12 protein-coding genes are annotated in these 14,880 nt (G+C 50.7%); 9 read left to right on the top strand and 3 right to left on the bottom strand.

The features are described from left to right. Positions 1 to 139 precede the first annotated feature (139 nt). The 8 genes from gmtY to MRK42_RS03200 all read left to right on the top strand — a co-directional run bounded on the left by gmtY (position 140) and on the right by MRK42_RS03200 (position 9,719). Complete coding sequence (gmtY, locus tag MRK42_RS03235) at positions 140 to 1,597, top strand: gamma-mobile-trio recombinase GmtY (protein ID WP_139729281.1); 1,458 nt, start codon at positions 140 to 142, stop codon at positions 1,595 to 1,597. Next, positions 1,597 to 4,263, top strand: a complete 2,667-nt coding sequence (locus MRK42_RS03230) for an integrase family protein (protein WP_354688901.1) — start codon at positions 1,597 to 1,599, stop codon at positions 4,261 to 4,263. The genes gmtY and MRK42_RS03230 overlap by 1 nt, the downstream gene beginning before the upstream one ends. Then, complete coding sequence (gmtX, locus tag MRK42_RS03225) at positions 4,263 to 4,946, top strand: gamma-mobile-trio protein GmtX (protein ID WP_354688900.1); 684 nt, start codon at positions 4,263 to 4,265, stop codon at positions 4,944 to 4,946. Before MRK42_RS03230 ends, gmtX begins: the two co-directional genes overlap by 1 nt. Continuing rightward, positions 4,939 to 5,376, top strand: a complete 438-nt coding sequence (locus MRK42_RS03220; protein WP_354688899.1) for a VPA1267 family protein — start codon at positions 4,939 to 4,941, stop codon at positions 5,374 to 5,376. Before gmtX ends, MRK42_RS03220 begins: the two co-directional genes overlap by 8 nt. Further along, on the top strand, positions 5,373 to 7,535 hold the full coding sequence (locus MRK42_RS03215; protein ID WP_354688898.1) for an AAA family ATPase: 2,163 nt from the start codon (positions 5,373 to 5,375) through the stop codon (positions 7,533 to 7,535). Before MRK42_RS03220 ends, MRK42_RS03215 begins: the two co-directional genes overlap by 4 nt. Before the next feature lie 311 nt (positions 7,536 to 7,846). Continuing rightward, on the top strand, positions 7,847 to 8,677 hold the full coding sequence (locus MRK42_RS03210) for a hypothetical protein (RefSeq protein WP_139729285.1): 831 nt from the start codon (positions 7,847 to 7,849) through the stop codon (positions 8,675 to 8,677). Between the two features lie 17 nt (positions 8,678 to 8,694). Further along, a complete protein-coding gene (locus tag MRK42_RS03205; protein ID WP_139729286.1) occupies positions 8,695 to 9,189 on the top strand; it encodes a hypothetical protein in 495 nt (164 codons plus the stop codon). A gap of 203 nt (positions 9,190 to 9,392) precedes the next feature. Next, positions 9,393 to 9,719, top strand: a complete 327-nt coding sequence (locus tag MRK42_RS03200) for a hypothetical protein (RefSeq protein ID WP_052815702.1) — start codon at positions 9,393 to 9,395, stop codon at positions 9,717 to 9,719. Positions 9,720 to 9,995: 276 nt separating this feature from the next. On the opposite strand, the gene rlmD is transcribed toward MRK42_RS03200, so the two are convergent. Further along, positions 9,996 to 11,348 carry a 23S rRNA (uracil(1939)-C(5))-methyltransferase RlmD gene (rlmD, locus tag MRK42_RS03195; RefSeq protein ID WP_042070399.1) on the bottom strand — a complete coding sequence of 451 codons (1,353 nt, stop codon included), beginning with the start codon at positions 11,346 to 11,348 and terminating at the stop codon, positions 9,996 to 9,998. A gap of 273 nt (positions 11,349 to 11,621) precedes the next feature. Between rlmD and MRK42_RS03190 the strand changes: the two genes are divergently transcribed. Further along, positions 11,622 to 13,346, top strand: a complete 1,725-nt coding sequence (locus tag MRK42_RS03190) for a proline--tRNA ligase (protein ID WP_042070400.1) — start codon at positions 11,622 to 11,624, stop codon at positions 13,344 to 13,346. Positions 13,347 to 13,439: 93 nt separating this feature from the next. Here MRK42_RS03190 and MRK42_RS03185 read toward each other — a convergent pair whose 3' ends face one another. Both MRK42_RS03185 and MRK42_RS03180 read right to left on the bottom strand, forming a co-directional pair. Next, entirely contained in the window at positions 13,440 to 14,120 is a 681-nt protein-coding gene (locus MRK42_RS03185) for an SDR family oxidoreductase (protein ID WP_042026613.1), read from the bottom strand. Positions 14,121 to 14,197: 77 nt separating this feature from the next. Further along, positions 14,198 to 14,830 (bottom strand): TIGR04219 family outer membrane beta-barrel protein, encoded by a 633-nt coding sequence (locus MRK42_RS03180; RefSeq protein ID WP_216993070.1) that lies wholly within the window; start codon positions 14,828 to 14,830, stop codon positions 14,198 to 14,200. Between the last annotated feature and the right edge of the window lie 50 nt (positions 14,831 to 14,880).

The raw sequence follows: 14,880 nt of genomic DNA, 5'->3' as shown, positions 1-14,880 counted from the left end.
AACGACTCCAAATGTTATCTATAGTGCCGTAAAGTATGTATTTTGTGTGTTAAGGCAAAGAAATTTGCCTTTTTGTTGCACATTTTCATAGTGGTTACTATAGTGTATTTCATGTACTTTGTGCATGTGAGACAAAATCATGGCTGTCGTTAGTGTTCGTGCAACCGTTGTCGAAGACAACACCGGCATCAAAAGCGAAATGCCTATCCTGCTGACTGAACAAGGTGAGTTAGGTGTCGTTACTGACTACTTGCTAAAGATGGAGGCAGACGGCAATAGCATTTCAATGATGAAGGGCTTTATCAGGGCAGTTACTCTCCTTTTAAACTACATGGAAGCAAATCACAGTCTATTCAACGATCCTAAACTTCTGTTCCAAACATTCGCCAAGCGCCTCTATACGGGCACTATCGGTGATGATGGGCTTGATCCTTCTGGCCTGTATTGGATACCCACATCGAGGGAGAATGCCAATAGACATGTTTCCAGATTAACGGCATTCACTAGCTGGCTCGCAAACAAGCAAGGCACGGTGAATATGAATCCGCTGCGAGAGGCAACCCAGCACGAACAGCGCCTGAACTATGCGGCGTGGTTTCGCAAAAATCAAAATGACTTTCTGGGTCATATCGAAGATAAAAGTATCAACAAGACCGTTCGAATGGCCCGCACTATCAAAGGGCGTACCCCCCTCGCCCAAACCGACGATGCTGCAATTTCTTTTCCAGAAACTCATTGGGAAAAGTTTTTTTTGGAAGGTGTTGGCCGCGCAAAAGATCCTCGTGTAGCACTGAGAGATAAGCTTGTACTGCTATTGATGCACGGTGGCGGTTTACGAGAAAGCGAGGCGCTGACGCTTTGGGTAACAGATGTATTCGAAGATACTTACAACCATGACTCAGCAACTGTTCGTATCTACAACGAAGTTGAAGGTAAAGCGCCTTATGACTGGAAAAGTCGCAGTGGCTCACAAACCAGGGAAGCTTATTTAAAAGAACAGTATGCTCGTATTCCTCGGATCAAGATGAGCCGCACAAATCACATCGGCTGGAAATGTCGAGTTATTGACCATAAAGATAAATACATTCAAGTACAGTGGTTTCCTGCTGATTATGGCAAGATTTTTATGAAACTGTGGAAGGTTTACTTGAATTACCGCGCCAGCATTGAGTGCCACCATCCCTATGCGTTTATCTCATTTCACCCAAAATCAATGGGTAATCCCTATACCATTAATGCTTTTCACCAAAACTATGCATCTGCCCTGAAACGGATTGGATTAGCACCTAACAAAGCCGAAGGACTTGACCCACATGGTCACAGGCACAATTACGGCAGGCGATTAGAACGCTCCGGCTTAAGCCCGATGATTATTCGTAAATGTATGCACCACGGTTCACTTGAATCTCAAATCGTTTATACAGGTAAGGGGCAGCAGGAAACGTCTGATGAACTCAATAAAGCCACGCTTCAATTAGCCAATCCTGAATCCAAAGTAAAACCACTGGACTGGCAAGCACTGACAGAACATGGGTTTAATGATATCGACCCCCAAGGTTATTTCACAGGCAAACATCCAAAGCTAGGGAGAAAATAATGGGAAGTCATAAAGTCAAAAAAAGGGATGGACGCAAATCCGATCTAACCTTTAGCTGGATGCTAACCACGCTTGGCCCCGAGTGGAATCAATGGCAAGTTTTCGCAGCAGAATGGATGAGTAAACAAAATGCAGCTATTAGCCTTAAACAAGTAGCACTTACTCGTTTCTTTGAATCTTATTTATTTGTTTGCGCACCTTATACCACTGAAACAACCTTGTTTTTTAAGGGGTATAATGGTCATCGTTGCTCGACAGAAGAGTTTCAAACAATAGTAAGCCGGACTGTTAAATCAACTACTCACTCATCAAGAACGATTAATTACTCATGTGAGTTTGTCGATTTTATCATTGAGCATCATTTTTCCGAACCGGATGATCACGGTGTTCCACGACCACTGGTAAAAAATCCACTAAGCAAGGCAGGAGGAGGGGCAAGCCAAACAGAAACTGTGCGCAATCCGTTACCGTATCGATACATTCAGGAGTTGCGTCAAATTCTCTGTCCACTCCCCAATAAAGTGGAACTCGCGACAATCAAGCAACAATGTGATGCAGGTGACAGCTTGCTACCTGCCTATCATTACCGCCATTTTAAAGATTGGGTTTGGGCGCAACAGCAATCAGGAGAGAATGAGCGAGGAAGGAGCGGTGATTGGTTCGATGTCGGGCCGGATTTGATTGACAGGCATGACCCTGATTGTGTTTGGAAGCACAAGACGATAACGCGCAATGGCAAACAAATGACCATTTTTCAACTCTGGTCGCCCGTCAGAGCGATGGCAATCTATGTTAAGTTACAACTACCGCTGCGCACCTATCAGGTGCGGATGCTCGATAGCGGTGAGGCCGATACATGGCGCTATCAGCGGAGCAAATGGCAACGAAACGATAAGCACAACTTTGCAATGGGCAATGATAAGCGTCCATTTGGTAAGGGCGTATTCAAGCGAATTTACGATAGTATGACGGGTATATATTCCACCGGATTGTACATTAACACCAATAAAACCGCTGACCAAAACAAAGAAGAACTGCAATGTGGCTATACAATCCCTTGGCAGCACGAAGAGGTGTTCTATTGGTTGGAAAAACTGCGTAACTGGCAAGAGAAATATAATCCAATTGAAAAGCCAGTAAGTTGTACCACTCTGCTAGCTAAACATATAGATTTTGTTAAATCTAACGTTCAACTAGAACAAATGGGCGATATATGCTTTTTATTTCGTGACGCTACTGCCAAAAACAATGAGAATAAAGTAAAGCCGATATCAGGTCAATCACTAGGGCCATTCTGGTATCAGCTCCTACTCACGCTTGAAAACAAACTGAATGAGCAAGGCAACACGCTGGATAACGGTGAGCGATTGAAGTTGGTTGACGAATATTCAGAGGGTACGCCAAGCAATGCAATGGTCTCTACTTTATTTCCTCTGCACAGTTTGCGCGTGTCGCTAATTACCGCTTATGTAATGGATACACAGTTACCTTTACCTGTGATCTCTAAATTGTTAGCTGGTCACACCCGTTTGTTGATGACTATCTACTACACCAAAATAACGCCATCTGTGATGGCAACAAAAATGGATGAGGCTCATGCGCAACTAGACTCTAGCTCTGAGCAATCGGTGCGCAACTTTCTCAAAGATGCTTCCATGAGCCAAATCCAGTGCAAAATGGTGTACAACGATACGGCCAGTATTGAAGCTGCATTGGACAAGCGCGTGCCCATTGGATGGGAAAATCGGGCAACAGGGCTTTGTCTGGTCGGTGGCAACACGACTAATACTGATCATGTTGGTACATTAGGTGGCTGCTGGAACGGTGGCAATATCATTAGAGACTCAGCGAATGCATCATTTCGGATTCACGGCCCTGTGCCACACGGTGCTGAAAATTGCATCCGTTGTCGCTGGTTTATCACAGAGGCACGTTACCTGCCTGCACTCAATGCCCAATTTAACCAATTAAGCTACCATGCACACCAAGCGGCGAACCTATCGGTTGAAATTGAAGGTGAACTGGAAGCACTTAAAGACCAACAGTTTGGCTGCGAAGCGGATGGCCTACCGTTTACGAAACACAATGAATTGCAAGTGCTTCAACGCCGTTACGAAAAACAGCAGGTAGAAGCAGATGAATACGCTAAAGACTGGATCGCCTGTTTTGAGTTGATCCACAAGATCATCCGTATTGAAGAGACTCGCGGTGATGATAAGAATGATAAAATAATCGCTGTAGGGTCAGAGCAAGATGTCAGCTACGCACTGAAATTCATCGAAACAGATTCTGAGTTATTGCACCTGTCGTTGCTTTGCGATGATGCTGAATTCTACCCTGATTTACAGGATACATTGCGCAAAACACCAGCGATTGAAAAACGCTCACGCCAGTTGAATCGGATCTTGATGAGAAAAGGTTTAGATCCCATCTTCATGGAAATGGACGAAAAGCAGCAACTCATTGCTGCGAATGCAATGCTACGTCACATGGCAAAAATCGCCGACCCTGACAATAAGATGGAAGGTTATCGCAAGGTTTCCAACTACCTTGAGATGGCTGAATATCTGCAAGACAACAAACTATTAGATGCAGGGATTACCGCGCTCACCGATAACGCATCGAAAATTATCACTATCATGCAACCTGCTTTGTTGGGGAAATAATGGAGATCAACGTAGATAGTATTCTGCAAGCTTTAAAAGATGGGAAATCAACCCGTACTCAGCAATCCCTTGATACCCTTAATGGTATTTTACAGCACTATGTAGAGAGCGGTCAGCGCGATTTCTCGGTCGTGCAAATTGGACGTATCTCTGCGGCTAAAGATGGCCCTGGCTATGAGGCAATACGGGCGACTCGCAACCAGCACTATCGTGATCTCATTAATGCGTGGGCACAAAAGTGCAACACCAGCATGAAAAAGCCGTTAGCACCCTATTCACGTTCCCGTGAAGTGCCGACTGACATGAAATTACTAGAGCGAATTTCAGATCCGGCGGTACGGGCCTTGTTTGGGCAAATTATTGCTGAACGCAACCGCTATCTTAAAGAAGTCAATCTGCTTAAACAGCATGCCAATATTACCATAGATAAGCGTCCTGTCAGGCAATTTGACAGCAGCACTGAGCCTGGGGTGGTACTCATTCCCTCGGTATCGAGCTTGCTCATCGAGTCTGAGAGAAAGGCGCTGGCCTACGCTATTTCTGATGAATGTATGACCCAGCACAATTGGCAATACACAAAGATGGGCCAAGTTAAAGATGTAGAACTCGGCACTGAAATCTTCCCTCGCGGATTTGTGACTGGTATTCGTAAGTTGCTGGGTGAGGTTGATAGCAATGGCTAACGGTCAACAAAAAGCACAGCAAAATACGGCGGCATTTCAAGCGTGGTCGGCCACCCAATCGGAAGATGATTTCAAGCAAATCATTTTTCAAGGGCAGCTAAATCGAGGCGAAATTGCCAAGGCAGTTGGCTGTGGCAAGTCGGCGTTAAGCCAAAATCCTGAGCTGCGTAAACACCTAAAATCGCTGGAAGACAGTCTGAGGGAAAAAGGAGTCCTCCCACCATTAACAGCCCAGGCCAAAGCCAGTACCGATAGCCCTAAGGTGTATGATCCTACCGCTCATCGACGCCAACTAGATTCCAAACGGGTATCGACATTGGAGCAGGAAAACATTGAGCTGAAAGCCAAGGTGAACGAACTCCAGCGAAGGTTGGAGCGTTATGGCGAGTTGTCAGAGACCCTTGCCGAAATGGGGTTCATGCCTCGATGACACAGACCGATTTCTCCGAACAGATCCGTGTGACCAGTGTTCCCTATCACTCAGCCAGCGTGGTGATATTCACGGGTATTCCGCTAAACCCAAACTCCTACAAGAGAAATAGCGGCAAATACTACGTCACCATCAAGACCTCCGTAGACGCACTGCCTGTCCAGCCGATGGTAGGTCAACACTGGGTTGTTACAGGGGCGAGGTTTGTCGAGACTAAGTGCGTTGGTGATCATGTTATGCAGCAGCATACCTACGAGTCGCCAACCCATATCGCATGCAGCTTGCCTGAAACGGGTGAGCAACTGATCACCTTTATTGCGAAAGAAAAAGACTTCAAAGGTATTGGTGAGAGTAAAGCCCGAGCGTTGTGGCAACTGCTGGGCGAGCACTTTCACTCAACCCTGATGTCAGACACAGAAGCATCACGAAAACGCCTCAGGGAGGTTCTGAGCGACGAATCCATTGATGCCCTGTTTCAGGGTTACGCCAAATACAAGAACTTGAGTCATTGCAACTGGATGTCGGAGCACAGAATACCCTCGTCCATTCAGCAGCGATTGCTGCGATTTCATGACGAAAAATCGATTGAAGCTATCAGGGTTAACCCCTACCTGCTGATCGGCTTTGGGATGGATTTTAAAGCACTGGATATCCTTGCTCAAACGCAGTTTGAGGTAGATCGAAAAGACGCCAGACGGTTGAGTGCAGCCCTCGAATCTGCCATTCATCAAGAGGTGGCAAAGGGCCATACCTACACGACTCACGCCAAGCTTCGCCCACTCTTGAACAAGCTACTTGGCGATAATGAACTGGCTGCACAGGCATTTAAAGCGGGTTACAACCAAGCGCAATACGTCCTAAATCCGGCGACAGGCACCTATCATCCAACTGCGCAATTGCTGATGGAATCTGTTGTTGCCAAGAGATTGCTGAGGCTGGCAAAGCAGCAAAATCTGTACGACGAACGCACCAATGCTGCGTTTCTCACGGCGGTTAATGAGCTGCCCTATGAGTTGACCGAGAAACAGAGTGAAGCGGTACTAACCAGTCTTGATAACGCGGTTTGCTGTATCACGGGTGGGGCGGGTACAGGCAAGACAACAGTGCTCAAGACGGCGCTACGAGCCTATCGTAGATTGGGCTTTGAGGTTCATGCTGTCGCACTGTCTGGCCGCGCTGCAATGCGCCTGTACGAGTCGATAGGCTTTAAGACCATGACCATTGCTGCACTATTGCGGCAAGAGCCCATAGAACCTTCTGGCAAGTATCCACACCATCTGCTGGTGATTGATGAAGCCTCGATGATCGACCTGCCCACCATGTACCGACTGGTCAACCATCTGCACCCCGCCGTGCGGATCATATTCACGGGTGACCCAAACCAATTGCCTCCTATAGGGTGTGGCAAGGTGCTGGCTGATATAGTGGCATCAAAAGCTATTGCAAACGTGACTCTGGACATAGTTAAACGCCAGAAGGGAGCCACAGGTATTCCCGAATACTCGATGCTGATCAATCAGGGTCTTGTTCCCGAGCACTTGAATATGGGTAACGTCCATTTTCACGAAACCTCCAAGGACAGGATCGCCCAGGTCTGTGCCGAGTTGTATCAGCAATCACCTGAGAACAGCCGCGTGGTAGGGGCGACCACCGCCATGGTGGCTGACATCAATAATCTTATTCAGGAGGCCGTCAACTCTGATGGCGTTCGAATGACATTTGAGATGTATGGCGAAACCTACTGCCGCAACGATTTGCGGCAAGGTGATGTAATCCTCTTCACTCAAAATAATTACGAAAAGGGCATCCAAAATGGTTCGCTCGGAAAGCTAGCCAGCGCTGTTGGAACCGGAGATGACTACGGGGTGGTTGAGCTGGACACAGGCGAGAGCGTGTATGTTACCCAATCCCTCCTGGACTGCATGCGGTTGGGGTACTGCATCACACTCCATAAGGCGCAGGGCTCGCAGTTCCCGCGCATCATCGTTGCGCTGCAAAGGGGGCGAATTGTAGATAGGGCATGGCTCTATACCGCAATAACCAGGGCTGAGCACGAAGTTCACATAGTGGGCAGTGCAGTTGAGTTTGCCAGCATCACCAACGCCCCCAGTAATGCCAATAACCGGAACAGCTATCTGCGTGAGTTGTTGAAGAAGTGAGAGGAGATCGGCTCCCTTGGGGAGCGACTACGGGTACAAGCGGAAATAAATTGTGCGTCAACGCGCAGCGTTGTCCACATTTTATTCCGCGCTCTTGCGCAGCAAGATGTGCCTGTAGTTGAGCGACTATCCTGATGCTTAATGCTGGGCAATGATATCTCTCATTAGAACAAGATAAATTATATTGATTTTGCAACTAATCTATGCATATATTCCATGAAAGCCAATATTAATGATTTGCTGATGATACTCAAAGTAAAATGTCGATATTGCTAGGGTTTATGCTTTGATTTGTAATTAAGGAGAGCGCAATGGGATTATTTGATTTTTTAAAATCATCAAAAAATAAAGAAGAATCTGTCGTCAAAACTAACACTCGAACTCGAATCGATCCAAGTAATTCAATGCCAACAGTAAAACCAGACAAAGAAATCTTCTCAATGCCAACAATAGAACCGGATAAAGAGCTGTTCGAGTGTTATGATGAAGTTTTTAATATTATGATTACAGATATATCAGGAATAACAAAAAAAGAAGCCAAGGAAATTCATGATATTATAAAAAAATGTGATGGCGGCTTCTTGAATATGTCAGGCTACTATTCTGTTGTTTGGGATAAGTATTTCAAAGGTAGATATTGGCAGTGGGATGAATATGATGAATGGAATGCCATATTCACGAAACTTGGAAGATTTCCAGGGCGATTTCCAAAGAAAGAGGTTTCTGTTCCCGCAACTAGCACAGATGTACTTAGCACGTTACTGGTCAGTGACCTAAAAACATTATGCATAGATAATCAATTATCTATTCCGCCAAAATCAAAGAAAAGCGATTTGATTGAACTACTGAAATCAGCGCCAAATATAAGCAGCATGCCACTTGTTTCTTCTAAGATAGACGAACTAAACAGTCGCTTTGAACATTCATTATACGAATTATTCATGAGAACCATATCTTTCAGGGGGCATGACTTGCATAAAGTCCGAAGGGCAAAAAGACTCGGCGTAAAAAAGTACGAAATTATGCATGCATTTGAAGAAGATAAAGAATTTGTTGAAATGGCATTGAAAATTAAGCCTAATGCACTTCATCCAGTATTTCCATCTGATATGAGCATGAGAAAAATGGTGTTACCATTTTAACACTTGGTGGAGTTAGTATGGAGAACATAAACATTTTTGGCATCATAGCGGTCATAGTCAGCGTTAGCTCATTTTTTGTTGCATTTTCTCAGATGAGGATAGCGAGTGCGAAAACAAAATTAGATTTATACAATAAGCGTTTTTCTATTTACATGGCTGCACTTGAATACTACCAAGCGACCTATTATGAGTCACATGAAGTAATAAAAGAAAAATCAATTGTTTTTACCAAGGCATTTAGGGAATCACAGTTTCTTTTTGATAAAAAAAGTCAAATTTTTGAAACGCTTGGGAAAATACAGCAAAATGGAAGCGCTATATTATCTTATGAAAAAGCCAAGTATGAGAGCGACAATGACCTGACAGGAAATAGAAATGAACTATCGAATTTACATGAGCATAGTGTAAAGGCAAGGAATGAGTTTAGAGAAAACTTATTGCTACTTGAAAATCAGGTTGAAAAATACCTTAAATTCACAAATATAGATGGCTGGTATTTTTATAGAAAATAACATCACCAACTAGGGAAGGTGAGAATAAGTCACCAAACACGTAACCGGAACAGTAACATATTGTAATGTAAGGGAAAGTGCGAACAAGTATCCCACGAACAAAAAATGAAAATTTTAGTCATTTAATATCAATGGGTTACCAGTAAATGCTCTCGTGCCATATGACTTATTCGCACCTTCCCTAACTGAGTCAGAAGCGCAGTATGAAAGAAAAAATCATCGACATAGATAACACTGTGTTCTTTAGCCATGAAAACATGCTCACCCGATTCAAACGCGCTAAATGCGAGGATACCCTCGACACTATGTACCGAGGTGCCGTCAAAAAAGCTACTGACCATCTACAGGGTAGAGAGCTGTTCCAGGCGCAGATCGCAATCGAGAAAGCACTGAACCAATGCCAGCAGGATTTCGACACTTCACTGCACGGGGTGACCAGAAAAGTAAACCACGCATTGAAGCAAGCCGAGCCCTGCAAGCAGTACAACCCAGAAGACGAAATGAGGCGATTGCTCTCCGACCTAGGCTGATGTTGACCAGAATGACTAATCTCCCCACTGAATGAAACACCTAAAGGCGCTGATGCGTCAGCCCTGAATAGCTAGCCTGGCGATGGCATAAAAAAATCGTACACACCATAATACATAGTGTGTACGATTCGGTGTTTGCAGCAAAGCCAGAGGTAGCGTAGGGTTCACTCACTCACTAGACAAGATACATAGTTTTCACTATATACTCCATTTGGAGTCGTTTTTTTATGGCCGGCGGGTCGGGAAACCTCACCACCGGCGTCTGTGTGGTCCTGATCAGCCCTTGGCGGGCAGGCTCAGGCGGGCGACAGCTTCCACATGCATGGAGTGAGGGAACATGTCCACCGGCTGCACCTCGTCCAGCACGAAGCCCTGCTTGACCAGCCAGGCGAGATCGCGAGCCAGGGTCTGAGGGTTGCAGGAGACATAGACCAGTCGGCGCGGTGCCATCGCCACCAGGGTCTGCAATACGGCCTTGTCACAGCCCTTGCGCGGCGGGTCCATCACCACCACGTCGGCGCTCACCCCTTCGGCGTGCAGGGCAGGCATCAGTTGCTCGGCCTTGCCGACATGGAACTCGGTCTGCTCGATGCCGTTAAGGGCCGCGTTGCGGCGGGCATCCTCGATGGCGCTCTCCACCGACTCGATCCCCACCACCTTGGCGGCCTTGTCGGCCAGGAACAGGGAGATGGTACCGATACCGCAATAGATGTCGAACACCGTTTCGTTGCCGGTCAGCTCGCAATACTCCAGCGCCTTGGAGTAGAGCACATCGGTCTGGCTCGGGTTGTTCTGGAAGAAGGATAGCGGCGAGATCTCGAATTCGAGCGCGTGGATCTTGTCGCGGATCACCCCGCTGCCCAGCAGCACCCGGTTGTTGTCACCCAGAATGCGGTTGGTGCGCGCCTCGTTGATGTTCTGCACCAGAGTCGTGACCGGCAGACCTTGCAGTGCGGCCAGCAGCTCGGCTTCGAACGGCAGCTCCTCACCCAGAGTCACCAGCACCACCATCAGCTCACCGCTCTTGAACCCCTTGCGGGTCATCAGGTTGCGCACGCAGCCGGTATGGGCCACTTCGTCATAGGCTTTGATGTCGTGCTCGCGCATCCAGCTGCGCACCCGGGCGTTGAGCTCGACGTGCAGCGAGTCCTGCACCGCGCAGTCATCGGCGGTGATGAGATCGTGGGAGTGCTTGCGATAAAACCCGATCTCGGCGCCTGCCTCGCAGCCGCGCACCGCGTACTGCGCCTTGTTGCGATAGGCGAACGGGCTCTCCATGCCGAGGATGGGATTGACTTTGGTCTCACCCAGCCCGACCTGTTCCAGTGCACTCTGCACCAGACTCTGCTTGAGCTTGAGCTGGGCCGGATAGGCCAGCGGGCGCACCTGGCAGCCACCGCATTCTGTGTTGGGGCAGAAGTCGGCGACCCGATCGGCGGAGGGCTGGAGCAGCTCGGCCACCTTGCCGTGCAGGTAGTTGGGCTTGACCTCGGTCAGTTCGACCAACGCCTGCTCACCTGGCAGCAGACCCTCGACGAAGAGGGGGCGGTCGAACAGGCGTCCCTTGCCGTCTCCTTTGTCGGTCAGTTCCAGGATCTCGATCTGGTGTTGATGTCCCACTAGCGGCATGAGCGGCTCCAAAAGTACAAAAAATAAGGGGGGACGGGAGTGGCATAGCCCTGCCCGTCGAGAAAAGGTGGCAGAGTTTAGCGAAGATCCGGCCAAATTGCAGGCATAAAAAACCTGCTTGTCGTGATGTTATCCCCCCTGAGTCCGCGCAGGCTCGCCGTCCCTTTGGCCATTGCGGCAAATTTAGCCCTTGGGCCGCAACGCTGCGCCTGTTAAAATTCCGCCCTTGAATTTATCCAGGGCCCCGCGCCCGTTTAGCTAAGGTCTACCGCGATGCGTACCAGCCAATATCTGCTTTCCACTCTCAAGGAAACCCCGTCCGATGCGGAAATCGTCAGCCACCAGCTGATGCTGCGCGCCGGCATGATCCGTAAACTCGCCTCCGGCATGTACGCCTGGCTGCCGACCGGTCTGCGGGTCCTGAAGAAGATCGAGAACATTGTCCGCGAAGAGATGAACAATGCGGGTGCCGTCGAGGTCTCCATGCCGGTGGTGCAACCGGCGGAGCTGTGGCAGGAATCCGGCCGCTGGGACGACTACGGCCCCGAGCTGTGCCGCCTGACCGACCGCCACAATCGTCCTTTCGTGCTGGGCCCGACCCACGAAGAGGTGATCACCGCCCTGGTTCGTTACGAGGTGAACAGCTACAAGCAGCTGCCGCTGAACCTCTACCAGATCCAGACCAAGTTCCGTGACGAAGTTCGCCCCCGTTTCGGCGTGATGCGCGGCCGCGAGTTCCTGATGAAGGACGCCTACTCCTTCCACATCGACAAGGCCTCCCTGGTCGAGACCTACGAAAAGATGCACGCAGCCTACTGCAAGGCCTTCACCCGCATGGGTCTGAACTTCCGTCCGGTGCAGGCCGATACCGGCTCCATCGGTGGTACCGGTTCTCACGAATTCCAGGTGCTGGCCGAGAGCGGTGAAGATCTGATCGCCTTCTCCGATACATCAGATTACGCCGCCAATATCGAGATGGCCGAGGCGCTGGCCCCGGCGGGCGAGCGCCCGGCTGCGACCAAAGAGCTGACCAAGGTCGCCACCCCGAACGTTCACACCATCGACGAAGTCGCCTCCTTCCTGAGCGTGGCCCCGAGCGCCGTCGCCAAGACCCTGCTGGTGCTGGGCGAGGCGGACGAGCACGGCAACCAGACGGTCATCGCCCTGGTGCTGCGTGGCGACCACGAACTGAACGAAATCAAGGCCGAGAAGCTGCCGGGTGTCGCCAATCCGCTGGCCTTCGCCAATGACGAGCAGATCAAGGCCGCCGCCGGCTGTGACGCGGGCTCCATCGGCCCGGTTAGCTTTGCCGGTCGCATCATCGTCGATCGCAGCGCCGCCCACCTAGCGGACTTCGTCTGTGGCGCCAACGAGACCGGCTTCCACCTGACCGGGGCCAACTGGGATCGCGACATCGCCACCTACGAGGTTGCCGACCTGCGCAACGTGGTGGAAGGCGACCCGAGCCCGTGCGGCCAGGGCAAGCTGCTGCTCAAGCGCGGCATCGAAGTGGGCCACATCTTCCAGCTCGGCACCAAGTACTCCGAAGCGATGAAGGCGAGCGTGCTGAACGAGGGCGGCAAGTCCGTCACCATGGAGATGGGTTGCTACGGCATCGGAGTCTCCCGTCTGGTGGCCGCCGCCATCGAGCAGAACAACGACCAGTACGGCATCATCTGGCCGGACGCCATCGCCCCGTTCGAAGTGGCCATCGTGCCGATGAACATGCACAAGTCAGTGCGCGTGGCCGAGCTGGCCGAGCAGTTCTACGCCGAACTGAAAGCCGCCGGCGTGGACGTGCTGTTTGACGACCGTAAAGAGCGCCCGGGCGTGATGTTCGCCGACATGGAGCTGCTGGGCGTGCCCCACGCCATCGTCATCGGTGAGCGCGGCATGGACAACGGCGTGGTGGAGTACAAGTGCCGCCGCACCGGCGAGAAGCAGGAAGTGGCCATCAGCGACATCATCGCCATGATCAAGGCCAAGCTGGGCCGTTAATCGTCCCGCTGCCCGAGATAAAAAAAGCGCGCCAGATGGCGCGCTTTTTGTTTGTCTGACTATCTGTTGGCAAAACAGCAGGAAAAGCCGGCCCTACTCGTTACGACCGATAAAGAGATCGGTGACATGGCAACTGCTTCTGGCTTCCAGCGCATCCAGCATGTAGGCCGCCGCGTCTTCCGGGGTCATGAAACGGCTCGGATCCACGTGATCCGAGTTGTCCCAGAATTCACTGCGGATCCCGCTCGGATAGAGGTTTACCAACCGCAGGGGCGAGCCCTTGAGCTCGGCCCGCAGAGACTCCAGAAAGCCCCGCATGCCCCATTTGGAAGCACAATAGAGGCTCTCGTTGGCCTTGCCCACCTGAGCGGCGGAGGAGAGCACATTGGCCAGCACCCCGCCCTTCTCGCCGATGAGCCGCACCGTCTGCTGGGCCACCAGTATGGTGGAGACCAGGTTGCTCTCCACCACCCTGCGTACCTGCTCGGCGGTGTAGACGCCGACCGGACCGAACTCGCCCACCCCGGCGCAGTGGATCACCAGGTCGGGCAGACCTCCCCACTCCACCGCGGCGGTAAAGGCCATCTCCACCTCTTCGTGGTGAGAGAGGTCGGCGGCGATGCCGATCACCGCCTTGCCGAGCAACTGTTCCTGCTCCTGCAGTTTCTGATAACGGCGCCCCATCATGGCGACCTGATGGCCCCGGCCAACCAGCCCGATGGTCAATGCCCGGCCGAGCCCGGAGCCCGCCCCTGTCACTATGATGTGCCCCATTATCTCTCCTCTCCCTGCCTTGCTAGATACCTGCCAGCACCATGACGTGAGACATCATCATGCCGACTTCCGTCAGATTAGAAAGTGAATTCGCCGCCCATGAACCAGCCATCGATGCGCTGATCGACGCCGTCGAAGTCAACCTTGGCCTCGCGCCAGCCGGCACGCAGCTTGACCGGTACGGAGGAGAACTTGTAGGCACCGCCCAGACGGTAGTCCAGGTTGTCCGAATCCTTGGAACGCACGTCGCCGAAGAAGGAGACGCCGGTACCCGGGATCCGTACTTCGGTGCCGGCATAGGCCATCAGCATGTCTTCGTCATAGCCTTTGCGGCTGAAGTACATCTGCTCACCGTCGTAGTGACGACCGGTCAGGCCCAGATCGATCTGGAACAGATCGTTGTTGAACAGACGGTAGTAGAGGCTGAGATCGTAAGCGGTCAGATCGTTCTTGAAGTTGCCGCCCGAGCTGCTCAAATCGGAGATCTCGAACTTGGCGTTCGGCAGCAGGATGATGCCGTGTTCAAGTTGCAGGTAGCCGCTCCAGTTGTAGTTGTCGTCATAACCGCCATCGGCACTTCTGCCGTATGCCTGGCCGCTGCCCTGGGCAGACCATACGTCGGTACCGGCGGCAAAACGCCAGTCATCGGCAGCCATGGCAGCCTGGCTGCACAGCGCCAGAACAACACCGGCAATCAGTGTCTTTTTCATCACGTCACTTCCTCTTGCATGGATGGAAAGGGCACTATTTTACTCCGCGC

This window comes from Aeromonas sp. 19NY04SH05-1 (assembly GCF_040581895.1).
GTDB classification, from domain to species: Bacteria; Pseudomonadota; Gammaproteobacteria; order Enterobacterales; family Aeromonadaceae; genus Aeromonas; species Aeromonas enteropelogenes.
This window is presented reverse-complemented; position numbering and strand designations above follow the sequence as displayed.